Consider the following 22,933-nt stretch of genomic DNA (forward strand, 5'->3'; position numbering starts at 1 on the left):
CGTACGGACTTAGAGCCCGGCGGCCGAGCGCAGGGCGTCGACGCGGTCCGTCCGCTCCCAGGTGAAGTCCTCCAGTTCGCGGCCGAAGTGGCCGTAGGCGGCGGTCTGGGCGTAGATCGGGCGGAGCAGGTCGAGGTCGCGGATGATCGCGGCGGGCCGCAGGTCGAAGACCTGGCTGATGGCCTGCTCGATCTTCTCGACGTCGACGCTCGCGGTGCCGAAGGTCTCGACGAAGAGACCGACGGGCTCGGCCTTGCCGATGGCGTAGGCGACCTGGACCTCGCAGCGCGCGGCGAGCCCGGCGGCGACGACGTTCTTGGCGACCCAGCGCATGGCGTAGGCGGCGGAGCGGTCGACCTTGGACGGGTCCTTGCCCGAGAAGGCGCCGCCGCCGTGGCGGGCCATGCCGCCGTAGGTGTCGATGATGATCTTGCGGCCGGTGAGCCCCGCGTCACCCATGGGGCCGCCGATCTCGAAGCGGCCGGTGGGGTTGACCAGCAGCTTGTAGCCGTCGGTGTCGAGCTTGATGCCGTCGTCGAGCAGGGCCTTCAGCTCGACCTCGACGACGAATTCCCGGATGTCGGGCGCGAGCAGCGACTCCAGGTCGATGTCGGAGGCGTGCTGCGAGGAGACCACGACGGTGTCGAGGCGGACGGCCTTGTCGCCGTCGTACTCGATGGTGACCTGGGTCTTGCCGTCCGGGCGCAGGTACGGGATCTGGCCGTTCTTGCGGACCTCGGTCAGCCGCCTGGAAAGGCGGTGGGCGAGCGTGATCGGCAGCGGCATCAGCTCGGGCGTCTCGTCGGACGCGTAGCCGAACATCAGGCCCTGGTCGCCCGCGCCCTGCTTGTTCAGGTCGTCGTCGGTCGCGGCGGAACCCGCGACGCGCTTCTCGTACGCGGTGTCGACACCCTGTGCGATGTCAGGGGACTGCGCGCCGATGGACACCGAGACGCCGCAGGAGGCGCCGTCGAAGCCCTTCTTGGAGGAGTCGTAGCCGATCTCCAGGATCTTGTTGCGCACCAGGGTGGCGATATCGGCGTAGGCGGTGGTCGTGACCTCGCCCGCGATATGCACCTGACCGGTGGTGATCAGCGTCTCGACGGCGACCCGGGAGTGCGGGTCGGCCTTGAGGAGGGCGTCGAGGATGGTGTCGCTGATCTGGTCAGCGATCTTGTCTGGGTGTCCCTCGGTGACGGACTCCGAGGTGAACAGGCGGCGGGACACATCGCTCCCTGGGGTTGCAGCGGCTGCTGGCTGAATCTGGGCGGAGTGCGCAGGGCTGCGCCCGGCACTCCACTGCAAGCTTATAGTCCGCCGCCGCGGACGTGACACGGCATCTCGGCCTTTGGATTCGTGGCGGAACGCGTCATCACGCGTCCACCCGAGTGTCACTTTCCGGCAATCTCGCGCCGACAAGATCCCACACCCGGTCCGCGAGATCCTCCTTGGGCCCGTACGGTACGGGGGTCTCGCTGCCGTCGGCGCCCAGTACCACAGCCTCGTTCTCCTCGGTGCCGAACGCCTTGCCGTCACCCACTTCGTTGACGACGAGCAGATCACAACCCTTTCGGGTGAGCTTGGCGCGTCCGTTGACGAGGACGTCGTCGGTCTCGGCGGCGAAGCCGACGACGAGCTGTCCCGGCCGGGCGCGGTGCGCGGAGATCTCGGCGAGGATGTCGGCGTTGCGGACCAGGGTGATCGGCGCGGGCTCCTGGTCGTCCTTCTTCTTGATCTTGCCCGCCGCGTACCGCGCGGGGCGGAAGTCCGCGACGGCGGCGGCCATCACCACCACGTCGGCGTCGGCGGCGGCCTTGAGCACCGCTTCCCTGAGCTGTTCCGCGGTGCCGACGGTGACGACGTCGGCGCCGGCCGGGTCGGGGAGTCCGGTGTTGGCCGCGAGGAGGGTGACCCGGGCGCCGCGCGCCACGGCGGTACGGGCCAGCGCGTAGCCCTGCTTGCCGGAGGAGCGGTTGCCGAGGTAGCGGACCGGGTCGAGGGGTTCGCGGGTACCGCCCGCGCTGATCACCACATGGCGTCCGGCCAGGTCCGGCTCGGCGGGTCCCCGGCGCAGCACGCGGCGGCAGACCTCGTAGATCTCGGCGGGGTCGGGCAGCCGTCCCTTGCCGGTGTCGACGCCGGTCAGCCTGCCGACGGCGGGTTCGATGACGACGCAGCCCCGGCGCCGCAGGGTGGCGACGTTCTCCCGGGTGGCCGGGTGCTCCCACATCTCGGTGTGCATCGCGGGGGCGAAGACCACCGGGCAGCGGGCGGTCAGCAGGGTGTTGGTGAGCAGGTCGTCGGCGAGGCCGTGGGCGGCCTTGGCGAGCAGGTCGGCGGTGGCGGGGGCGACCACGACGAGGTCGGCGTGCTGGCCGATCCGTACGTGCGGGACCTCGTGGACGTCGTCCCAGACGCGGGTGGAGACCGGGTTGCCGGACAGCGCCGACCAGGTGGCCTCGCCGACGAAGTGCAGCGCGGACTCGGTGGGCACCACCCGCACGCCGTGCCCCGACTCGGTGAGCCGCCGCAGCAGCTCGCACGCCTTGTAGGCGGCGATGCCGCCGCTCACACCCAGCACGACCTGTGGTTTCGCCATCGTGTCTCCCGACCCGAGATCCGTCGTCCGAACCGTCCTGCGACCTGTCCCGCGACCCGTTCCGCGCGGGTCACCTGACACGTCCCATGACACACCACGGGCCCGGCGGTCGCTCCGCCGGGCCCGTGCTGAAACGCGTGTGGATGTGTGCTGGCGTCAGTGCGCGGGTGCCTCGACCGCTTCGGAGGTCAGCAGACCCGCGTTGATCTCGCGCAGCGCGATGGAGAGCGGCTTCTCGTGCACGTGGGTGTCCACGAGCGGGCCGACGTACTCCAGCAGGCCCTCACCGAGCTGGGAGTAGTACGCGTTGATCTGGCGCGCCCGCTTGGCGGCGTAGATCACCAGGCTGTACTTCGAATCGGTGGCTTCGAGCAGCTCGTCAATCGGAGGATTGATGATGCCCTCGGGCGTGGTGATGGAAGAGGACACGCTCTACCTACCCCTACTACTGATGGAAAACGGAAAAGACTGAGTCAGCTCAGTCAATCTGCATCAAGGCTAGCAGCTCACGCGCTACAGCCTCGACCGAGGTGTTGACAAGGGTCACGTCGAACTCGGCCTCGGCGGCCAGTTCGACCTTGGCCGCGCTCAGCCGTTCCTCGATCACCTCGGGCGATTCGGTGCCGCGCCCGGTGAGGCGGCGGACCAGTTCCTCCCAGCTCGGCGGCGCGAGGAAGACCAGGCGCGCCTCGGGCATCGACTCGCGGACCAGCCGGGCGCCCTGGAGGTCGATCTCCAGCAGCACGGGCTCGCCCGCGCCGAGCTTGTCGAGCACGGCCGCGCGGGGCGTGCCGTAGCGGTTCCCGGCGAATTCGGCCCACTCCAGCAGTTCGCCGTTGGCGACGAGCTTGTCGAACTCGTCGTCGTCCACGAAGTAGTACTGGACACCGTGCTGCTCGCCGGGGCGCGGCTTGCGCGTGGTGGCGGAGACCGACAGCCAGACGTCGGGGTGCACCGTGCGCAGGTGGGCGACGACCGTGCTCTTGCCGACCCCTGAGGGGCCGGAGAGCACGGTCAGTCGCGGGTGTCTGTCCGGGGGGGCCGGAGTGGCCCCCTGCGAAGCGAGGGGGCGGGCCGCCCCCCGGGAGACTGTAGAACTCATGGAGCGATTATCCCTGGTTCCCGGAGGTGCTGGTGCCGCGGCGGGGCAAAGCTTGCCGGGGGCACGAGGACCGTCAGGCGGAGGCGCCGCCGAACTCGCGCTCCAGGGACGCGATCTGGTTCGAGCCCAGACCACGGACGCGACGGCTCTCGGAGATCCCGAGCCGCTCCATGATCTGCTTGGCGCGCACCTTGCCGACGCCGGGCAGGGACTCCAGGAGAGCGGAGACCTTCATCTTGCCGATGACGTCGTTCTCCTGGCCCTGCTTGATGACCTCGTGCAGAGAGGCGCCGGAGTGCTTGAGCCGGTTCTTGACCTCGGCGCGCTCCCGGCGAGCCGCGGCGGCCTTTTCGAGCGCGGCAGCGCGCTGTTCAGGGGTAAGGGGCGGAAGAGCCACGCCTACGTCACCTCGGATGTAGAGCAATCGGATATGGACCGTGTGGTGGAGCACACTCCCCCCGCGTTTACGGGGCGAGAAGCGACGCGAGTGAACGTCGCCGCTCCTGTCGGAGACTAGCGGTCCGAACGGCTCAAGTCAGCGAGAACAGACGAAAAGTCCTGGTCAGACTCGATCCAGCGGGATATTTGGGGCAAAGCGGAACAGGTTTCTGCGTCAATTCGTTCGGTGGTTGAATCTGAACCTTCTTTTTGACGTTTAAACAGCGCGCGACCGGCCCCATCAGGGGCGCGACCGGGGCAACGTTTTGGGGTCCGTCCGGGCCCCGGAGGACCCGGACTCCCCTGCCGCGCACCGTCGTTGGGCCGCCTACCCCCGACCGGTACGGCTACCCGCCCGAGACCGCCGCGCGCACCTCGTCGGTGAAGCGCGCCGCCGCCTCGCGCAGTCCCGCCGCGTCGGGTCCGTGCCGCAGCACGTCCCGGCTGACGCTGGGCACCACATTGGCCACCGCGGAGCCGAACAGCGCCGGCAGTCCCGCGGGCGTGGCGCCCTGCGCCCCGATGCCGGGCGCCAGCAGCGGCCCGTTGATGTCGAGATCCGCGCCCGCCTCCGACAGCGTCGCGCCGACCACCGCGCCGACCGAACCCAGCGGCGTCACACCCGCGTTCTCGGCCGCCATGTGGTCGAGCATCACCTGCGCGACGGACGCGCCGCCCGCCGCCGTCGCCCGCTGCACCTCCGCGCCCTCCGGGTTGGAGGTCAGGGCGAGGACGAAGACCCCGGACCCCGAGATCCGCGCCGCGTCCAGCGCGGGCCGCAGCGACTCGAAGCCGAGATAGGGGCTGACCGTGACCGCGTCGGAGAACAGCGGCGAGTCCTTGTCCAGATACGTGGCGGCGTACGCGGCCATCGTCGAGCCGATGTCGCCGCGCTTGGCGTCCATCAGCACCAGGACGCCCGCGGCCCGCGCCTCGGCGACCGCCCGCTCCAGTACGGCGATACCGCGCGAGCCGAAGCGCTCGAAGAACGCCGACTGCGGTTTGAGGACCGCCGTACGGTCGGCCAGCGCCTCGACCACGGTCATCGTGAAGCGTTCGAGACCGGCCACGTCGTCGTTGAGGCCCCACGCGGTGAGCAGCGCGGCGTGCGGGTCGATGCCGACGCAGAGCTGTCCGCGGGTGTCCATGGCCCGGCGCAGCCGCGCGCCGAAGGGTTCGAGTTCCACCTGCGGCGGGGTCGGGGTCATACCGGCACCTTCCGTGTGTCGGCGCCGACGGCGTCGGCGAGCGTGGCGTACGGGCTGGTGGCCAGGCGGGCGGCCAGGCCCTTGTGGACCGCGCGCATCCAGAAGGGGCCCTGGTAGATGAAGGCGCTGTAGCCCTGCACCAGGGTGGCGCCCGCGAGAATCCGCTGCCAGGCGTCCTCCGCGTCGCGGATGCCGCCGACGCCGACCAGCGTGATCCGGTCGCCGACCCGCGCGTACAGCCTGCGCAGCACCTCCAGGGAGCGGTCGCCCAGCGGCGCGCCGGACAGCCCGCCGGTCTCCGCGGTCAGCCGGGGGTCGGACGCCAGGCCGAGGCCGTCCCTGGCGATGGTGGTGTTGGTGGCGATGATGCCGTCGAGGCCCAGATCCACGGCGAGGTCGGCGACGGCGTCCACGTCCTCGTCCGCCAGGTCGGGCGCGATCTTGACCAGCAGCGGCACGCGGCGGTCGGTCACCGTACGGTCGGCGGCCTCGCGTACCGCCGCCAGCAGCGGGCGCAGGGCGGCGGTCGCCTGGAGATTGCGCAGTCCCGGCGTGTTCGGCGAGGACACGTTGACCACCAGGTAGTCGGCGTGCGCGGCCAGCCGCTCGGTGGACGTCACGTAGTCGGCCGCCGCCGCCTCCTCCGGGACCGTCTTGGTCTTGCCGATGTTGACGCCGACGGTGGTACGGAAGACCGGTCGCCGGGCGGCGAGCCGGTCCGCGACGGCGGCGGACCCGTCGTTGTTGAAGCCCATCCGGTTGATCAGCGCGCTGTCGGCGACCAGCCGGAACAGCCGGGGCCGCGGATTGCCGGACTGGCCCTGCGCGGTGACCGTGCCGATCTCGACGTGGTCGAAGCCGAGCATGGCCATCGCGTCGATGGCGACCGCGTTCTTGTCGAACCCGGCCGCCAGCCCGAACGGGCCGTGCATCCGCAGGCCCAGGGCCTCGGTATGCAGCGACGCGTAGCGCGGCGCGAGCGCCGCCGCGACGAAGGTGCGCAGGACGGGGATCCGCGCCACCAGCCGGATCCACCGGAAGGCCAGGTGATGGGCGCTCTCGGCGTCCATGCGCCGGAAGAAGAGCCGGAAGAAGAGGTGGTACATCGTGTAGCGGTCATCTCCTCGGAGGGGGATGCGCCCCGGAAGGGGCGCGGGGAACTGCGCGCACAGCGGGCGCCGGGCCGCAGCTCACCCCTCGCGCGCCGCGATCAGATGCCGCGCGTGCTCCTGCAAGGAGCGCACCCCGATGTCGCCGCGCGTCAAGGCGTCGATGCCCTGGACGGCCGCGGCGAGCGCCTGGACCGTGGTCAGGCAGGGGATGCCGCGGGCGACGGCGGCGGTGCGGATGTCGTAGCCGTCCAGACGTCCGCCGGTGCCGAAGGGGGTGTTGACGATGAGGTCGACCTCGCCCTCGTGGATGAGGGTGACGACGGTCGGCTCGCCCTCGGGTCCCACGCCCTCGCTCTGCTTGCGCACGACCCGCGCCTCGATGCCGTTGCGCCGCAGGACTTCCGCGGTGCCCGAGGTGGCCAGCAGTTCGAAGCCGTGCTCGATCAGCGCGCGGGCCGGGAAGATCAGCGCGCGCTTGTCGCGGTTGGCGACCGAGATGAAGGCGCGGCCCTTGGTGGGCAGCGCGCCGTACGCCCCGGCCTGCGACTTGGCGTACGCGGTGCCGAAGACCGCGTCGATGCCCATGACCTCGCCGGTGGAGCGCATCTCCGGGCCGAGGATGGTGTCGACGCCCCGGCCCTGCATGTCGCGGAACCGCGACCAGGGCAGCACCGCTTCCTTGACGGAGATCGGCGCGTCCAGCGGCAGGGTGCCGCCGTCGCCCGTCGTCGGCAGCAGGCCCTCGGCGCGCAGTTCCGCGACAGTGGCGCCGAGCGAGATCCGCGCGGCGGCCTTGGCCAGCGGCACCGCGGTCGCCTTGGAGGTGAAGGGGACGGTACGGGAGGCGCGCGGGTTGGCCTCCAGTACGTAGAGGATGTCCCCGGCGAGCGCGAACTGGATGTTGATCAGGCCGCGTACGCCGACTCCGGCGGCGATGGCCTCGGTGGAGGCGCGCAGCCGCTTGATGTCGTGGCCGCCGAGCGTGATCGGCGGCAGGGCGCACGCGGAGTCGCCGGAGTGGATGCCGGCTTCCTCGATGTGCTCCATGACGCCGCCGAGGTACAGCTCGTGGCCGTCGTAGAGCGCGTCCACGTCGATCTCGATGGCGTCGTCGAGGAAGCGGTCGACGAGCACGGGGCGGTCGGGGCTGATCTCGGTGGACTCGGCGATGTAGGAGGCGAGCCGGGTCTCGTCGTAGACGATCTCCATGCCGCGCCCGCCGAGCACGTACGAGGGGCGGACGAGCACCGGGTAGCCGATCTCGTCGGCGATGGCCTTGGCGCCGTCGAAGGTGACGGCGGTGCCGTGCTTGGGCGCGGGCAGTCCGGCGGCGGCCAGCACGCGGCCGAAGGCGCCGCGGTCCTCGGCGAGGTGGATGGCCTCGGGCGAGGTGCCGACGACCGGCACCCCGTTGTCCTTGAGGGCCTGCGCCAGGCCGAGCGGGGTCTGGCCGCCGAGCTGCACGATGACACCGGCGACCGGGCCCGCGAGCGTCTCGGCGTGCACGATCTCCAGGACGTCCTCCAGGGTGAGCGGCTCGAAGTAGAGCCGGTCGGAGGTGTCGTAGTCGGTGGAGACGGTCTCCGGGTTGCAGTTGACCATCACGGTCTCGTACCCGGCGTCGTGCAGCGCGAAGGAGGCGTGGACGCAGGAGTAGTCGAACTCGATGCCCTGGCCGATCCGGTTGGGCCCGGAGCCGAGGATGATCACGGCGGCCTTCTCGCGCGGCGCGACCTCGCTCTCCTCGTCGTAGGACGAGTAGAAGTACGGGGTGTCGGCGGCGAATTCGGCGGCGCAGGTGTCGACGGTCTTGTAGACCGGGCGGATGCCGAGCGCGTGCCTGACCTCGCGGACGACGTCCTCGCGCAGGGAGCGGATGCCGGCGATCTGGGCGTCGGAGAAGCCGTGCCGCTTGGCGTCGGCGAGCAGTTCGGGGTCGAGGCGGTCGGCCGCGGCCAGTTCGACGGCGTACTCGTGGATCAGGAAGAGCTGGTCCACGAACCAGGGGTCGATCTTTGTGGCGTCGAAGACCTCTTCCGGGGTGGCCCCGGCGCGGATCGCGGTCATGACGGTGTTGATCCGGCCGTCGGTGGGGACGGCGGCGGTGGCCAGCAGCGCTTCCTTGTCCGCGGCGGAGACCGGGGTCACGAAGTCGAACTGCGAGCCCTTCTTCTCCAGCGAGCGCAGCGCCTTGTTGAGCGCCTCGGTGAAGTTGCGGCCGATGGCCATGGCCTCGCCGACCGACTTCATGGTGGTGGTGAGGGTGGCGTCGGCGGCCGGGAACTTCTCGAAGGCGAAGCGCGGCACCTTGACGACGACGTAGTCCAGCGTCGGTTCGAAGGACGCGGGGGTCTTCTCGGTGATGTCGTTGGGGATCTCGTCGAGCGTGTAGCCGACGGCCAGGCGGGCGGCGATCTTCGCGATCGGGAAGCCGGTGGCCTTGGAGGCGAGCGCGGAGGAGCGGGAGACGCGCGGGTTCATCTCGATGACGATGACCCGGCCGTCCTCGGGGTTGACCGCGAACTGGATGTTGCAGCCGCCGGTGTCGACGCCGACCTCGCGGATGACGGCGATGCCGATGTCCCGCAGGATCTGGTACTCGCGGTCGGTGAGGGTCATCGCGGGCGCGACGGTGATGGAGTCGCCGGTGTGCACACCCATCGGGTCGAAGTTCTCGATGGAGCAGACGACCACGACGTTGTCGTGCTTGTCGCGCATCAGCTCCAGCTCGTACTCCTTCCAGCCGAGGATGGACTCCTCCAGGAGCACCTCGGTGGTCGGCGAGAGGGTCAGGCCCTGGCCGGCGATGCGGCGCAGTTCGTCCTCGTCGTGCGCGAAGCCGGAGCCCGCGCCGCCCATGGTGAAGGAGGGGCGGACGACGACGGGGTAGCCGCCGAGGGTGTCGACGCCGGCGAGCACGTCGTCCATGGTGTGGCAGATCACCGAGCGGGCGGAGTCGCCGTAGCCGATCTTCGCCTTGACGGCCTCGACGACGCCCTTGAACAGGTCGCGGTCCTCGCCCTTGTTGATCGCCTCGACGTTGGCGCCGATCAGCTCGACGCCGTACTTGGTGAGGACGCCGTTGTCGTGCAGCGAGATCGCGGTGTTGAGCGCGGTCTGGCCGCCGAGGGTGGGCAGCAGCGCGTCGGGGCGCTCCTTGGCGATGATCTTCTCGACGAATTCCGGGGTGATCGGCTCGACGTACGTGGCGTCGGCGATCTCCGGGTCGGTCATGATCGTGGCGGGGTTGGAGTTGACGAGGATGACCCGCAGGCCCTCGGACTTGAGGACCCGGCACGCCTGGGTGCCTGAGTAGTCGAACTCGGCGGCCTGGCCGATGACGATCGGGCCGGAGCCGATGACCAGGACGGACTGGATATCGGTGCGCTTAGGCACGCTGGCCCTCCATCAGGGAAACGAAGCGGTCGAACAGGTAGGCGGCGTCGTGCGGTCCCGCCGCCGCCTCCGGGTGGTACTGGACGCTGAAGGCGGGCCGGTCGAGCAGCCGCAGACCCTCCACCACGTCGTCGTTGAGGCAGACGTGGCTGACCTCGGCGCGGCCGTACGGGGTGTCGCTGACCCGGTCGCGCGGCGCGTCCACGGCGAAGCCGTGGTTGTGCGCGGTGACCTCGACCTTGCCGGTGCCGCGGTCCTGCACCGGCTGGTTGATGCCGCGGTGGCCGTACTTGAGCTTGTACGTGCCGAAGCCGAGCGCCCGGCCGAGGAGCTGGTTGCCGAAGCAGATGCCGAACAGCGGGGTCCCGCGCTCCAGGACGGCCTGGATGACGGTGAGGTCGGCGGTGGCCGGGTCGCCGGGGCCGTTGGACAGGAAGACGCCGTCGGGCACGACCGCGTAGACGTCCTCGACGCTCGCGTCCGCGGGCAGGACGTGCACCTCGATGCCGCGCTCGGCCATCCGGTGCGGGGTCATGCCCTTGATGCCGAGGTCGAGGGCCGCGACGGTGAAGCGCTTCTCCCCGATCGCCGGGACGACGTAGGTCTGCCGGGTGGCGACCTCGGCGGACAGGTCGGCGCCGGTCATCTCGGGGGCCTGCCGGACCCTGGCGAGCAGCGTGCCGTCGTCGGCCAGTGCCTCGCCGGAGAAGATGCCGACCCGCATGGCGCCGCGTTCGCGCAGGTGGCGGGTGAGGGCGCGGGTGTCGATGCCGCTGATGCCGACCACGCCCTGGGTGGTCAGCTCCTCGTCGAGCGAGCGCCGCGAGCGCCAGTTGGACGGGGTGCGGGCGGGGTCGCGTACGACGTAGCCGGACACCCAGATGCGGGACGACTCGGCGTCCTCGTCGTTGACGCCGGTGTTGCCGACGTGCGGGGCGGTCATGACGACGACCTGGCGGTGGTACGAGGGATCCGTGAGCGTTTCCTGGTAGCCGGTCATACCGGTGGAGAAGACGGCCTCGCCGAAGGTCTCCCCCACCGCCCCGTAGGCACGGCCGCGGAAGGTGCGGCCGTCCTCCAGGACGAGTACGGCGGGTGCGGTGGCCGCCCGGACGGAGGTCGTCATTGTGCGCCTTCCTTCTTTGCCTGTTGTTCGGCCGGGCCGACGCCCGGTGTGTGGTCCGCGAAGGCGACGTCCGCCGCCCGTCGGCCGGGGGCGTCCTCGCCGCCGCTGACGCGGTTGATCTCCGCGACCCAGGCCGGGTGCTGCGCGGCCTGGTCGGCGCGGAAGCCGGAGTCGATGAGGGTGCCGCCGTGCTCCCAGGTGACGACCAGCAGGCCGCCTTCGGTGAGGACCTTGCCCGCGATGCCCTTGTCGAGGCGGGCGCCGCGCAGGGCGGCGGCCGGGACGAAGAAGCCGGGGGCGCCGACGCGGTCGGCGTCCAGGCCCTCCTCGGTGAGGGTGAGCGTCACCTTGCTGCGTACGCCGAGGCCGTGGGCGACGATCCGGTCCAGCCACTGCCCCGCGGTGGTGCTGCCGTGGTAGCGGCCGTCGAATTCCAGGAGCGGTTCGCCGGTCTCCTCGGGGGCCTGCGGGAGTGCGGGCAGACCGCCCTGGAGGGTGCGGCGCCACTGCCAGCCCTGGCGCATCAGCCAGTACAGCAGGCCGACGAACAGGGCGAGGCCGACGATCCAGCCGATCCGGTCGGTCCAGTCGGTGACCTTCGCCGAGTGCTTGTCCGCGGCCCGCGCCGTACCGGCCGCCAGCAGTGTCAGAGGTGTCACGTGAGCTTCCCGTCCATGACCGTCGCCTGGCCCCGCAGGAAGGTGGCGTGCACCCGGCCCGGCAGTTCGCGTCCCTCGTAGGGGGTGTTGCGGCTGCGGGAGGCGAAGCCCGCGGGATTGACCACCCCACGGTATGCGGGATCGACCAGGACGAGGTTGGCGGGCTCGCCCTCGGCGAGCGGCCGTCCGTGGCCCGCGAGCCGTCCGATGACGGCGGGCCTGGCCGACATGCGGTCGGCGACGCCCGCCCAGTCCAGCAGTCCGGTGTCGACCATGGTGTGCTGCACGACGGACAGCGCGGTCTCCAGGCCCACCATGCCCATGGCGGCGGCGGCCCACTCGCAGTCCTTGTCCTCGTGCGGGTGCGGTGCGTGGTCGGTGGCCACACAGTCGATGGTGCCGTCGGCCAGGGCCTCGCGCAGCGCGAGCACGTCCGCCTCGGTGCGCAGCGGCGGGTTGACCTTGTAGACCGGGTTGTACGTACGCACCAGCTCGTCGGTGAGCAGCAGGTGGTGGGGGGTGACCTCGGCGGTGACGTCCCAGCCCTTGGACTTGGCCCAGCGGACGAGTTCGACGGAGCCCGCGGTGGACAGGTGGCAGATGTGCACGCGGGAGCCGACGTGCGCGGCGAGCAGGATGTCGCGGGCGATGATCGACTCCTCGGCGACGGCGGGCCAGCCGGTCAGGCCCAGTTCGCCGGAGACGGTGCCCTCGTTCATCTGGGCGCCCTCGGTGAGCCGGGGCTCCTGCGCGTGCTGGGCGACGACGCCGTCGAACGCCTTCACGTACTCCAGCGCGCGGCGCATGATCACCGCGTCGTCCACGCACTTGCCGTCGTCGGAGAAGACCCGTACCCGGGCGGCCGAGTCGGCCATGGCGCCCAGTTCGGCGAGCTGCTTGCCCTCCAGGCCGACGGTGACGGCGCCGACCGGCTGCACGTCGCAGTAGCCGGACTCCTTGCCGAGCCGCCAGACCTGCTCGACGACGCCCGCGGTGTCGGCGACGGGGAAGGTGTTGGCCATGGCGTGCACGGCGGTGTAGCCGCCGATCGCGGCGGCCCTGGTGCCGGTCAGCACGGTCTCGGAGTCCTCGCGGCCCGGCTCGCGCAGGTGGGTGTGGAGGTCGACCAGGCCGGGCAGCAGGACCATCCGGCCCTCGCCGTCGACCACGGTGGCGCCCTCGGTCCCGTCGCCGGACAGGCCCGCGCCGATCCCGGCGATGGTCTCGCCGTCGATCAGGACGTCCTGCGGCTCGCCGCCCAGTACCTTCGCGCCACGGATCAGGATCTTGCTCATGGTTACTTGCTCTCCTCGGTACGGGCGGGGCCGGTCGTCGCGGGTGCGGTCTCGGGGACGGGCGCGGTGGTGGCGATGGCCGGTTCCGAGCCGCCGAGCAGCAGGTACAGCACGGCCATCCGGGTGCTGACGCCGTTGGCGACCTGCTCCACGACGGTGCAGCGCGGCGAGTCGGCGACCTCGGCGGTGATCTCCATGCCGCGGTTCATCGGCCCCGGGTGCATGACGATGGCGTGCTCGGGCAGCACCGCCATCCGCAGCCCGTCCACGCCGTAACGCCGGGTGTACTCGCGCTCGGTGGGGAAGAAGGCGGCGTTCATCCGCTCGCTCTGCACGCGCAGCATCATCAGCGCGTCGGTCTTGGCGAGCACCGCGTCGAGGTCGTAGCTGACCTCGCACGGCCACTGCTCGACGCCGATCGGCAGCAGGGTCGGCGGGGCGACCAAGGTGACGCGCGCGCCGAGGGTGTTGAGCAGCAGCACGTTGGAGCGGGCGACCCGGCTGTGCAGGATGTCGCCGACGATGGTGACGCGGCGGCCCTCCAGGTCGCGGCCGACGCCGGACAGGTGGCGGCGCATGGTGAAGGCGTCCAGCAGTGCCTGCGTGGGGTGTTCGTGGGTGCCGTCGCCCGCGTTGACCACCGAGCCGTTGATCCAGCCGGAGGTGGCCAGGCGGTGCGGCGCGCCGGACGAGCCGTGCCGGATGACGACGGCGTCGGCGCCCATCGCCTCCAGCGTCAGCGCGGTGTCCTTGAGGGATTCGCCCTTGGAGACCGAGGAGCCCTTGGCGGAGAAGTTGATGACGTCGGCGGAGAGCCGCTTGGCGGCGGCCTCGAAGGAGATGCGGGTCCGCGTCGAGTCCTCGAAGAAGAGGTTGACGACGGTACGGCCGCGCAGGGTGGGCAGTTTCTTGATGGGCCGGTCGGCGACGCGGGCCATTTCCTCGGCGGTGTCGAGTACGAGGAGGGCGTCGTCGCGGCTGAGGTCGGCGGCCGAGATCAGGTGGCGCTTCATGCGGGTCACTCCGGGGGTGCTGGGGCGGGTCAGGGCGCGCGGAAGCACAGGACCCCGGCGGGGGTCCTGTCCTGGGTGCGCTAGTCGTCCGCCGGGAGGCCCTCGCGCGGCGCCGCGTCGTCCCGGTCCCGGCGGTCGCGCCGGTCGCGGTCCTTGTCGTCCTTCTGGCCGAGCAGGACGGTGTCGCGGCCGTCCTCCTCGGTGAGCTGGACCTTGACGGTCTCGCGCAGCGAGGTGGGCAGGTTCTTGCCGACGTAGTCGGCCCTGATCGGCAGTTCACGGTGGCCGCGGTCGACCAGGACCGCGAGCTGTACGGCGCGGGGGCGGCCGATGTCGTTGAGCGCGTCGAGGGCGGCGCGGATGGTGCGGCCGGAGAAGAGCACGTCGTCGACGAGGACGACGAGCCTGCCGTCGATCCCGGTGGCCGGGATCTCGGTGCGGGCCAGCGCGCGCGCCGGGTGCAGCCGCAGGTCGTCGCGGTACATGGTGATGTCGAGGGAGCCGACGGCCGTCGTGCGGCCGGTGATCTCGGCGAGCTTGGCCGCCAGGCGCTGCGCCAGGTAGACGCCGCGGGTCGGGATGCCGAGGAGCACCACGTCGTCCGCGCCCTTGGCGCGTTCCACGATCTCGTGGGCGATACGGGTGAGGACGCGCGCGATGTCGGGTGCTTCGAGCACCGGACGGGCGGGCGCGGGGTTCCACTCGGCGGTATCGCGGTCTTCCGGGGTACTGCGGTCTTCGACCATGGGTCGGGGACCTCCTTCCCCGCCTCACGGGACGGGCATTAAAGGACGTCAGGGGTACGCGGCAACGGTATCAGGTGGCGCAGAGCGCCCAGGTCAGCGACCGATCGGCCCTTTCCGGCTTGACGAGCACGGATTACGCTGCGTAACCTCACAGTGAGTCACCGAGTTTCCGTCCGGGGAGCCATATGTCCAGCGATTACGCCAAGCAGCTCGGAGCAAAGCTCCGGGCCATCCGCACGCAGCAGGGCCTGTCCCTGCACGGCGTCGAGGAGAAGTCCCAGGGCCGCTGGAAGGCAGTGGTCGTGGGCTCGTACGAGCGCGGCGACCGTGCCGTGACCGTGCAGCGACTCGCCGAGCTTGCGGACTTCTACGGAGTTCCGGTCCAGGAGTTGCTGCCGGGTACGACCCCCGGCGGGGCGGCCGAGCCGCCCCCGAAGCTCGTCCTCGACCTGGAGCGCCTGTCCCAGGTCCCGCCGGAGAAGGCCGGGCCTCTCCAGCGGTACGCCGCCACGATCCAGAGCCAGCGCGGCGACTACAACGGCAAGGTGCTGTCGATCCGCCAGGACGACCTCCGCACCCTGGCCGTGATCTACGACCAGTCGCCGTCCGTACTCACCGAGCAGCTCATCGGCTGGGGCGTCCTCGACGCCGACGCGCGGCGCGCGGTCCAGCACGAAGAGGGCTAGGCGCCCGGCTCGCCCGAATAGTGCAGAAACGTCCCGCCGCCCGGTGCGGACCCCTTCCCGGGGCCCGCACCGGGCGGCTCCGCGTTCCGGGGCGCCGGCCCCGAGGGGCGCGGTCCGCCGCGACGTGTCCCGCGGTTCCCCACACCCCTGACGGGTCCGCCCTCCCGTCTTCCGGGCAGCGGACGACTCCCCGGGGGCGCGGGGAACCGCGTCCCCGGGGGGCGCGGGGAACCGCGCACTCAGCCGACGCGGCGCCGCACTCGGGACGACACCGCAAGCGGCACCCCCGGGGTCCTGGTCACCGCGACGGGGCCGGGAGGTAGCCCGCGGGGCAGGTGCTGAAGGTGCCACGGCCATGCGTGCGGCTCCGCAGCCCGGTGGCGTAACCGAACAGCTCGGCCAGGGGGACGGTCGCCGTGAGGACCGTGGAGCCCATGGCCACCGCGCCGGAGGCGGTCACCCGGCCGCGGCGCGCGGCCAGGTCGCCGAGGACGGCGCCCACGGCGCTCTCGGGCACGGTGACCGTCACCTCGGTCACCGGTTCCAGCAGCACCATCGCGGAGGCCCGCAGCGCCTCGCGGAGCGCGAAACGGCCCGCCGTGCGGAAGGCCAGCTCCGAGGAGTCCTTCGCATGGGTCGCCCCGTCCGTCAGCGTGACGCGCACCCCCGTCACGAGGTGACCGCCCAGCGGCCCCTGCGCGAGAGCGTCACGGCAGCCGTCCTCGACCGCGCGAACGTACTCGCGCGGCACCCGGCCACCGGTCACCGTCGAGGTGAACACGAACTCCTCCTCCCCCTCCTCGGCGCCGAGCGGCGCCACATCGATGACGACATGGGCGAACTGCCCCGCCCCGCCGTCCTGTTTGACATGCCGGTGGACATGGCCCGTCACCCCGCGGACGACCGTCTCCCGGTAGGCGACCTGCGGGCGGCCGACGCCGACCTCCAGGCCGTGGGCGCGGCGGATCTTCTCCACCGCGACCTCCAGGTGCAGTTCGCCCATGCCCGCGAGCACCATCTGGCCGGTCTCGGGATCGGTCCTGACAGCGAGCGACGGGTCCTCCTCGACCAGCCGTGCGAGCGCCGACACCAGCCGTTCGGTGTCGGTGTTGCGGGCGGCCTCGACCGCGACGGAGACGACCGGGTCGGCCGCCACCGGGGGTTCGAGCACCAGCGGGGCGCCCGGCGCGCACAGCGTGGTGCCCGCGCGGGCGGCCTTCGGCCCGACCACCGCGACGATGTCCCCGGCGACCGCCTGTTCCAGCTCGGTCTGCCGGTCGGCGTGCAGCCGCAGGATGCGGCCGATCCGCTCGCCGCGCCCGGTGCCCGCGTCCAGCACCGTGTCTCCCTTCCTGATCGTTCCCGCGTAGATCCGCAGGCAGGTCAGCCGCCCGGTGGCGGTCGAGTTGACCTTGAACACCAGCCCGGCGAAGGGTTCCGCCGGGTCGGCCGCGCGTTCGCGCGTTTCGCCGTCGAGCGTGCCCCGGACCGGGGGCACGTCCAGCGGCGACGGCAGATAGGCCGCCACCGCGTCCAGCAGCGGTTCGATGCCGCGGTCGCGGTAAGCCGAGCCGCAGAGGACCACGACGCCCTCTCCGCCGCGGGTGAGGTCGCGCAGGGCCGCCGTCAGGGTCGGCTCCGACAGCGCCGAGCGCGCGCAGAATTCCTCCAGCGCGGCCGGGTGCAGCTCCGCCACCGTCTCCTCCAGCAGCCGTCGCCGCCGGTCCGCCTCCTGCTTCAGCTCGTCGGGCACCGCGCCTTCGCGCGGGCCGCCGCCGTCCGTCCAGACCAGGGCGCGCATCCGCAGCAGGTCGACGACGCCCGTGAAGCCGTCCTCCCGGCCGATCGGGAGCTGGACGACCAGCGGGACGGTGTGCAGCCGCCGTCGGATGGAGTCGACCGCCCGGTCCAGATCGGCGCCCGCGCGGTCCAGCTTGTTGACGAAGACGATCCGCGGCACGCCGTGCCGGTCCGCCTGCCGCCACACCGACTCGCTCTGCGGCTCGACGCCCGCTACGGCGTCGAACACGGCGATGGCGCCGTCGAGCACCCGCAGCGAGCGCTCCACCTCGTCGGCGAAGTCGACGTGCCCCGGGGTGTCGATCAGGTTGAACCAGTGCCCGTCCCACTCGCAGCTCACCGCGGCGGCGAAGATGGTGATGCCGCGGTCGCGCTCCTGGGAGTCGAAGTCGGTGACGGTCGTCCCGTCGTGGACCTCGCCGCGCTTGTGGGTGGCGCCGGTGAGGTAGAGGAACCGTTCGGTGACGGTGGTCTTGCCCGCGTCCACGTGGGCGAGGATGCCCAGGTTCCTGACGTCGGCGAGTGCCGGTACGGACGGACGGTTCGGGTTGCTGCGCACGGCCTGTGACCTTTCGGATGATCCGGTGAGGTGGCGGCGCGATTGTCGTGACGTACGACCGATGTGGCCCCGTCCGGAGAGCCGTGAAGCCGCGCGGCCGTAGCGCCGAGCCGCGCCCGGGTGTCCGGGCGTACGGGTACGGCGGCGGGCCTGGCAGGCAGGGCGGCGGGGAGGCGGGGTCGAGCGGATCGGTCGGGGGCCCGACGGGGTCAGGCGGGCGTCACGGGGCCACGGTGCCGGCCGCGCAGCGGGCACCGGGCGGACCGAGACACCAGAATCACCCGGTGCCGGGTCGGGGGAACGACGACTGCGCTGCGGTGACGCACGGCCGGGCTCCCCTCACTGGTCCGTTCACTCGTCATGGCACGCGCCGTCCGATGGTGGCGGCGCGGGGACGCGTGCCGAGTGTAGGGAGGCGGCTCCGGTCGCCGCACCGGGTTTTTCCGGTGCGGCGGGTCGGGGTCTGTGGCGGGCGGCGTCAGGCCGGGGCGCTCGCGTACATCCGGGAGATGACCTCGGGCAGCAGGCGTTCGGTGAGGCGCGGGGGCAGGGCCTGGAGGACGGCGAGGACGGGGGCCATGCGGTCGGGCAGCGCGCCGCCGGGGCCGACGCCCGCGAGTTGGAGGGCGAGCGCCACCTCGTCGGGGCCGAGGGTGTCCGGGTCGAGCGCGGCGGCCAACTCCACGAGTCCGGGGTCGACGGCGGTCGGGCCGTACGCGCGGGCCCTGGTCACGGCGTCGGCCAGCTGGGCGAGGAGTTCGTCGATCCGGTCCGGGTCCGCGACGGCGGCGGTGACCGTGAGGTGCACATTGGACGGTGAGCCGCCGAAGGCGGGCTGCGGCTGGAGGTACCAGCCGAGCAGCCGCATCTCGTCCGCGACCACGAACGGGTCGAGCGCCGGGTCGGCGGAGGCGACGGCCACCAGCGACGCCTCGGGGGCGCCGAGCACCCGCAGCCCCTCGATCCGGCCGATCCCCTCGACCAGCCGTACGGTCGCCGCGTGCACGCGGCGGGACAGGTCGGTGTACCCGTCGGTGCCGACCCTGCGCAGCACCGCCCAGGCGGCGGCGAGCGGCCCGGCGGACTTGGTGCCCTGCAAGGTCGCGTTGACGACCGGGTAGCCCGGCCAGGAGGCGTGCGCGAACCAGCCGTGCCTGCGCAGTTCCGCGTCCCGGAAGAGCAGCACGGAGGCGCCCTTGGGCGTGTAGCCGTACTTGTGCAGGTCGACCGAGAGCGAGGTGACGCCGGGCACCGCGAGGTCGAAGGCGGGCGGCGGCGCGATGCCGTCGGCCAGCCGCCGGTGCGCCAGGTACCAGCCGCCGATACAGGCGTCCACGTGGCACAGCGTGCCGCGTTCGGCTGCGGCCCGCGCCACCTCGGCGACCGGGTCGAGCACGCCGTGCGCGTAGGAGGGCGCGGAGACGACGACGAGGGCGGTACGGGGGCCGATGGCGGCTGTCATGTCCTCGGCCCGCACCCGGAAGGTCTCCGGGTCCACCGGGACGCTCACGACGGTGAGTCCGAAGAGCGCCGCGGCCTTGTGGAAGGCGGCGTGCGCGGTGACGGGGAGCACGATCTCGGGGGCGGTGACGCCGCGCGTCCTGCGGGCGTGCTCGCGGGCGGTGAGAACGGCCAGCAGGCAGCTCTCGGTGCCGCCGCTGGTGAAGGTGCCCGCCGTCCGCGGGCCGCCGCCGAGCACGGCCGCCGCCCGCCCCACGACGTCGTTCTCCAGCGCGACCACGCTGGGGAAGGCGGTCATGTCGAGGCCGTTGACGCCCGCGAAGGCGGCCTGGGCGCTCGCCGCCAGATCGTCGAGCCCGTCGAGTCCCGCGTCGTAGACGTACGCCATCGTCCGTCCGCCGTGCACGGGCAGGTCGGCGGCGCGCAGTCCGGCGAGGTGCTTCAGGATCGCGTCGTCGGTCCGGTCGTCCGTTTCGTCCATGCGCGGGAATCTAGGCCAGCGCCAGGACACACACCAGGCCCGAAGCAGAATATTGTTCAACTTCTGCTTCGGGCCCGGAAGGACGGGCCGGGCGCTCGGGCGCGGTTCCTACCGCTTGAGCGTCGGCTTCAGTTCCATCAGCCGGGCCAGCAGCCCGTTGACGAAGGCCGGTGACTCGTCGGTGGAGAACTCCTTGGCGAGCTGCACCGCCTCGTCCAGCACGACCGCGTCCGGGACGTCGTCCTCCCAGAGCAGCTCGTACGTGCCGAGCCTCAGCACATTGCGGTCCACGACCGGCATCCGGTCGAGCGACCAGCCGACGGAGTAGCTGGACAGCAGTTCGTCGATCCGCTCGGCGTGCGCCTCGCAGCCCTCGACGAGCTGCATCGTGTACTCGGTGACCGGCGGCTGCCGGTCGTCGGTCCTGGCGAGCCGGATCCAGTCCGCCATGGCGGTCTTGGGGTCGACGCCCCGCTGTTCCGCCTCGAAGAGGATCTGGAAGGCCCGCTTGCGGGCCTTGTTCCGGGCAGCCACGGTTAGCTGTTCACCCGGCCGAGGTAGTCGCCCGTACGGGTGTCGACCTTGACCTTCTCACCCGTGGTGATGAAGAGCGGGACGCCGATCTCGTAACCGGTCTCCAGGCGGGCGGGCTTGGAGCCGCCGGTGGAGCGGTCGCCCTGGACGCCGGGCTCGGTGTACTCGATGACCAGCTCGACGGAGGCGGGCAGCTCGACGTAGAGCGCGGAGCCCTCGTACATCGCCACGACCGCCTCGAAGCCCTCGAGGAGGTAGTTGGCGGCGTCGCCGACCGTCTCGGGCGCGATGATGATCTGGTCGTAGGTCTCGGTGTCCATGAAGACGAAGTCGGTGCCGTCCTTGTAGGAGAACTGCATGCCGCGCTTGTCGACGTTGGCGGTCTCGACCTTCACGCCCGCGTTGAAGGTCTTGTCGACGACCTTCCCGGAGAGCACGTGCTTCAGCTTGGTGCGCACGAAGGCGGGGCCCTTGCCGGGCTTGACGTGCTGGAACTCGACTACGGTCCAGAGCTGGCCGCTGTCGAGCTTGAGCACGAGGCCGTTCTTGAGGTCGTTCGTGGTGGCCACGGTTGCGGAATCTCCTGAAAGTGCTGCTTCGGGGACCGAGGAGGGCACGCGCCCGTCACAGGGCGAGCAGTTCCTTGGTCGTGATGGTGAGTAGCTCGGGCCCGCCGTCCGCCAGTGGACGTACGACGAGTGTGTCGTCGATGCGGACACCGCCGCGGCCCGGAAGGTGGACCCCCGGTTCGACGGTGACCGGCACGCAAGCGTCCAGTTTACCCATGGCCGCAGGTGACAGCCGAGGGTCCTCGTCGATTTCCAGACCCACGCCGTGTCCCGACCACTGTGCCAGACCCTCCGCGTGGCCGGCGGCGGTGAGCGGGCTCCGGGTCGCGTGGTCGACGTCTCGGCAGGCCACACCGGGTGCGAGCGCCTCGCGGCCGGCCCGCTGGGCGGCGAACACCAGCTCGTAGAGGTCGATCTGCCAGGCTGCTGGAGCGGTGCCGATGACGAACGTACGGCCGACTTCGCAGCGGTAGCCGCGGTAGCGGGCGCCGAGCCGGACGGTCAGGAAGTCGCCCTCCTCGACGCGGCGGTCGGTCGGCACGTGCCGGGGCGCGCCGGAGTTCGGCCCGGTGCCGACGGAGGTGCGGAAGGCGGGGCCCTCGGCGCCGTGGTCGACCAGGCGGCGCTCCAGCTCCAGGGCGAGGTGCCGTTCGGTGCGGCCGACCAGGATCGACTCCAGCAGCTCGCCGAGGGCCTGGTCGGCGATCTCCGCGGCGATCCTGAGGTTGGCGATCTCGTGCTCGTCCTTGACCAGCCGGAGCTGTTCGACGGCGCCGCCGAGGTCGGACAGCGGGAGCGCGCCGACGACCGAGCTGATCGCCCGGTGCCGGGTCACCGTCAGGTGGTGCTCCTCGACGGCGAGGGAGTCGGCGCGGTGCTCGCGGGCCAGGTCGGCGGCGGCCACCGCCGCGTCGCCGTCCGGCGTCGCCAGCACCACCGCGCGCAGGTCGCCGGGCAGCGGTTCGTCGCGGTCGTCCTGCGGCGGTGTGAGGTGCACCAGCGCGTCGTCGTCCGGGCCGATCAGCAGCGCCGCGCCTTGCGGCGCGCAGCCGGTCAGGTAGCGGATGTTCGCGGGACGGGTCACCAGCGCGGCGGACGCGCCGTTCGCCGCGCACCGGTCGCGCAGCCGTGCTCTGCGTGCTGCGTGCACCTCGGACATGTGGCGAGCGTATGGGCGCGTCGGCGGCCCGGCTTCCTGAGCGCGTCCACCCGTGGCGCCGGGCCGCCGGCCGCCGCCTGCGCCACTACCGCCGAAGGCTCGCCTGCCGCGTGAGCCCGTACGCGGGCCGTTCGCCCGCCGCCGGATCGTGCGGGCGGGCTACCAGACGGGCGGGCCCTGGGCGCTGCGGGCCACGACGCGGTCGAGGGCGGCGGCGGCGGAGACCACGTCGAGCTGGGAGTTGTCGATGATGGGCAGGCCCGAGCCGTACCAGCCCGCCATACGGCCGTGGATCCGGGCGACTTCCTCGTCCGACAGGCGGCGGTTGCCGGTGCGCTCCGCGTTGCGGGTCAGGACGACGTCCAGTCCCGGGAGCAGGACGACGGGGAGCAGGCCGGGCCCGACGTGCCGCTTCCAGCCGCCGAGGCCGACGGCGGGGCGGTCGGGGAAGACGGCGTCGTCGATGATGCAGGAGACGCCGTTGGCCAGGAAATTACGGGCGGCGAAGCCGCAGGTGCGGCGGGCCAGCCGGTACTGCGCCTCGGAGTGCTCGTTCCACCCCGCCTGCGGGTCGGCGAAACCGGCCCGCACCCATTCGCGTACGTCGTCCAGGCTGATGTGCGCGGTCGGCGCGCCGCGGTGGTCGGCCCAGTGCCGCGCGATCGTCGTCTTGCCCGCCCCCGCCGCGCCGATCAGCAGCACGGCTATCGGGCCGTGCGAGGCGCCGGACAGGGAGCCGTTGCCGTGCGGCGCCGGGACCTGCACGGGCGCGGGCGACGACAACGGGAAGTGCCCCGTACTGACGCCCGTCCCCTGGGGCGGGGTGGGGCCACCGGGCTGCGGCGCCCCCACAGCGTGCTGCATCTCGCCCCACTCCATCCCGTACGGAGGACCAGCTTCTTGAACCGGCCGGTAACGAACCCGTTCGACACGGAACGGTACAGCCCCTGACGGCCGTTGTGTGAACGAGCAGCGCTCCTCCAGGGTGCC

General features: G+C 71.9%; 20 protein-coding genes. 1 reads left to right on the forward strand and 19 read right to left on the reverse strand.

What is annotated here, in order from left to right; all coding sequences use genetic code 11:
* Window positions 1–9: 9 nt before the first annotated feature.
* The 13 genes from metK to pyrR form a co-directional block, all read right to left on the reverse strand.
* On the reverse strand, window positions 10–1,227 hold the full coding sequence (metK, locus tag ACZ4EF_RS06450; protein WP_401307156.1) for a methionine adenosyltransferase: 1,218 nt from the start codon (window positions 1,225–1,227) through the stop codon (window positions 10–12).
* A 145-nt stretch (window positions 1,228–1,372) separates the two neighbouring features.
* Window positions 1,373–2,599 (reverse strand): bifunctional phosphopantothenoylcysteine decarboxylase/phosphopantothenate--cysteine ligase CoaBC, encoded by a 1,227-nt coding sequence (gene coaBC, locus ACZ4EF_RS06455; protein ID WP_391046660.1) that lies wholly within the window; start codon window positions 2,597–2,599, stop codon window positions 1,373–1,375.
* A 156-nt stretch (window positions 2,600–2,755) separates the two neighbouring features.
* Window positions 2,756–3,028, reverse strand: a complete 273-nt coding sequence (rpoZ, locus tag ACZ4EF_RS06460) for a DNA-directed RNA polymerase subunit omega (protein WP_033174507.1) — start codon at window positions 3,026–3,028, stop codon at window positions 2,756–2,758.
* A gap of 49 nt (window positions 3,029–3,077) precedes the next feature.
* A complete protein-coding gene (gmk, locus tag ACZ4EF_RS06465) occupies window positions 3,078–3,701 on the reverse strand; it encodes a guanylate kinase (protein WP_355348790.1) in 624 nt (207 codons plus the stop codon).
* A 73-nt stretch (window positions 3,702–3,774) separates the two neighbouring features.
* A complete protein-coding gene (locus tag ACZ4EF_RS06470) occupies window positions 3,775–4,098 on the reverse strand; it encodes an integration host factor (protein ID WP_093712873.1) in 324 nt (107 codons plus the stop codon).
* Window positions 4,099–4,486: 388 nt separating this feature from the next.
* Complete coding sequence (gene pyrF, locus ACZ4EF_RS06475; protein WP_391046719.1) at window positions 4,487–5,326, reverse strand: orotidine-5'-phosphate decarboxylase; 840 nt, start codon at window positions 5,324–5,326, stop codon at window positions 4,487–4,489.
* 17 nt (window positions 5,327–5,343) lie between these two features.
* Complete coding sequence (locus tag ACZ4EF_RS06480) at window positions 5,344–6,453, reverse strand: quinone-dependent dihydroorotate dehydrogenase (protein ID WP_467503103.1); 1,110 nt, start codon at window positions 6,451–6,453, stop codon at window positions 5,344–5,346.
* 84 nt (window positions 6,454–6,537) lie between these two features.
* Window positions 6,538–9,855, reverse strand: a complete 3,318-nt coding sequence (carB, locus tag ACZ4EF_RS06485) for a carbamoyl-phosphate synthase large subunit (RefSeq protein WP_355348779.1) — start codon at window positions 9,853–9,855, stop codon at window positions 6,538–6,540.
* Window positions 9,848–10,981, reverse strand: coding sequence for a glutamine-hydrolyzing carbamoyl-phosphate synthase small subunit (carA, locus tag ACZ4EF_RS06490; RefSeq protein WP_467503105.1), 1,134 nt, complete (start codon window positions 10,979–10,981; stop codon window positions 9,848–9,850). The genes carB and carA overlap by 8 nt, the downstream gene beginning before the upstream one ends.
* On the reverse strand, window positions 10,978–11,640 hold the full coding sequence (locus ACZ4EF_RS06495) for a PH-like domain-containing protein (protein ID WP_391046652.1): 663 nt from the start codon (window positions 11,638–11,640) through the stop codon (window positions 10,978–10,980). Before ACZ4EF_RS06495 ends, carA begins: the two co-directional genes overlap by 4 nt.
* Window positions 11,637–12,935 carry a dihydroorotase gene (locus ACZ4EF_RS06500; protein ID WP_401721517.1) on the reverse strand — a complete coding sequence of 433 codons (1,299 nt, stop codon included), beginning with the start codon at window positions 12,933–12,935 and terminating at the stop codon, window positions 11,637–11,639. The genes ACZ4EF_RS06495 and ACZ4EF_RS06500 overlap by 4 nt, the downstream gene beginning before the upstream one ends.
* Before the next feature lie 2 nt (window positions 12,936–12,937).
* Window positions 12,938–13,948: an aspartate carbamoyltransferase catalytic subunit gene (locus ACZ4EF_RS06505; RefSeq protein ID WP_355348767.1), complete on the reverse strand. Its 1,011-nt coding sequence runs from the start codon at window positions 13,946–13,948 to the stop codon at window positions 12,938–12,940.
* 80 nt (window positions 13,949–14,028) lie between these two features.
* Window positions 14,029–14,694 (reverse strand): bifunctional pyr operon transcriptional regulator/uracil phosphoribosyltransferase PyrR, encoded by a 666-nt coding sequence (gene pyrR / locus ACZ4EF_RS06510; RefSeq protein WP_355348764.1) that lies wholly within the window; start codon window positions 14,692–14,694, stop codon window positions 14,029–14,031.
* Window positions 14,695–14,879: 185 nt separating this feature from the next.
* Between pyrR and bldD the strand changes: the two genes are divergently transcribed.
* Window positions 14,880–15,380: a transcriptional regulator BldD gene (gene bldD, locus ACZ4EF_RS06515; protein WP_033174517.1), complete on the forward strand. Its 501-nt coding sequence runs from the start codon at window positions 14,880–14,882 to the stop codon at window positions 15,378–15,380.
* A 298-nt stretch (window positions 15,381–15,678) separates the two neighbouring features.
* Here the strand turns inward: bldD and fusA are convergent, their stop codons facing one another.
* The 6 genes from fusA to ACZ4EF_RS06545 all read right to left on the reverse strand — a co-directional run bounded on the left by fusA (window position 15,679) and on the right by ACZ4EF_RS06545 (window position 22,807).
* Window positions 15,679–17,739 carry an elongation factor G gene (gene fusA, locus ACZ4EF_RS06520; RefSeq protein WP_467503109.1) on the reverse strand — a complete coding sequence of 687 codons (2,061 nt, stop codon included), beginning with the start codon at window positions 17,737–17,739 and terminating at the stop codon, window positions 15,679–15,681.
* A 478-nt stretch (window positions 17,740–18,217) separates the two neighbouring features.
* Window positions 18,218–19,681, reverse strand: coding sequence for a pyridoxal phosphate-dependent decarboxylase family protein (locus ACZ4EF_RS06525; RefSeq protein WP_467503111.1), 1,464 nt, complete (start codon window positions 19,679–19,681; stop codon window positions 18,218–18,220).
* Window positions 19,682–19,789: 108 nt separating this feature from the next.
* On the reverse strand, window positions 19,790–20,215 hold the full coding sequence (gene nusB / locus ACZ4EF_RS06530; protein WP_355348754.1) for a transcription antitermination factor NusB: 426 nt from the start codon (window positions 20,213–20,215) through the stop codon (window positions 19,790–19,792).
* A 2-nt stretch (window positions 20,216–20,217) separates the two neighbouring features.
* On the reverse strand, window positions 20,218–20,784 hold the full coding sequence (gene efp, locus ACZ4EF_RS06535) for an elongation factor P (protein WP_188285184.1): 567 nt from the start codon (window positions 20,782–20,784) through the stop codon (window positions 20,218–20,220).
* Between the two features lie 55 nt (window positions 20,785–20,839).
* Window positions 20,840–21,943, reverse strand: coding sequence for a M24 family metallopeptidase (locus ACZ4EF_RS06540; protein WP_355348750.1), 1,104 nt, complete (start codon window positions 21,941–21,943; stop codon window positions 20,840–20,842).
* Window positions 21,944–22,102: 159 nt separating this feature from the next.
* Window positions 22,103–22,807 carry a P-loop nucleotide/nucleoside kinase family protein gene (locus tag ACZ4EF_RS06545; RefSeq protein ID WP_391160793.1) on the reverse strand — a complete coding sequence of 235 codons (705 nt, stop codon included), beginning with the start codon at window positions 22,805–22,807 and terminating at the stop codon, window positions 22,103–22,105.
* Window positions 22,808–22,933: the final 126 nt, after the last annotated feature.

It is taken from the genome of Streptomyces sp. NPDC025721 (genome assembly GCF_055558595.1).

What these genes read in the sequence shown, in the direction of transcription:
- coaBC (WP_391046660.1), bottom strand. Translation starts at nt 2,599, where the DNA reads ATGGCGAAACCACAGGTCGTGCTGGGTGTGAGCGGCGGCATCGCCGCC.
- gmk (WP_355348790.1), bottom strand. Translation starts at nt 3,701, where the DNA reads ATGAGTTCTACAGTCTCCCGGGGGGCGGCCCGCCCCCTCGCTTCGCAG.
- ACZ4EF_RS06480 (WP_467503103.1), bottom strand. Translation starts at nt 6,453, where the DNA reads ATGTACCACCTCTTCTTCCGGCTCTTCTTCCGGCGCATGGACGCCGAG.
- carA (WP_467503105.1), bottom strand. Translation starts at nt 10,981, where the DNA reads ATGACGACCTCCGTCCGGGCGGCCACCGCACCCGCCGTACTCGTCCTG.
- ACZ4EF_RS06500 (WP_401721517.1), bottom strand. Translation starts at nt 12,935, where the DNA reads ATGAGCAAGATCCTGATCCGTGGCGCGAAGGTACTGGGCGGCGAGCCG.
- ACZ4EF_RS06505 (WP_355348767.1), bottom strand. Translation starts at nt 13,948, where the DNA reads ATGAAGCGCCACCTGATCTCGGCCGCCGACCTCAGCCGCGACGACGCC.
- pyrR (WP_355348764.1), bottom strand. Translation starts at nt 14,694, where the DNA reads ATGGTCGAAGACCGCAGTACCCCGGAAGACCGCGATACCGCCGAGTGG.
- bldD (WP_033174517.1), top strand. Translation starts at nt 14,880, where the DNA reads ATGTCCAGCGATTACGCCAAGCAGCTCGGAGCAAAGCTCCGGGCCATC.
- ACZ4EF_RS06525 (WP_467503111.1), bottom strand. Translation starts at nt 19,681, where the DNA reads ATGGACGAAACGGACGACCGGACCGACGACGCGATCCTGAAGCACCTC.
- ACZ4EF_RS06540 (WP_355348750.1), bottom strand. Translation starts at nt 21,943, where the DNA reads ATGTCCGAGGTGCACGCAGCACGCAGAGCACGGCTGCGCGACCGGTGC.
- ACZ4EF_RS06545 (WP_391160793.1), bottom strand. Translation starts at nt 22,807, where the DNA reads ATGCAGCACGCTGTGGGGGCGCCGCAGCCCGGTGGCCCCACCCCGCCC.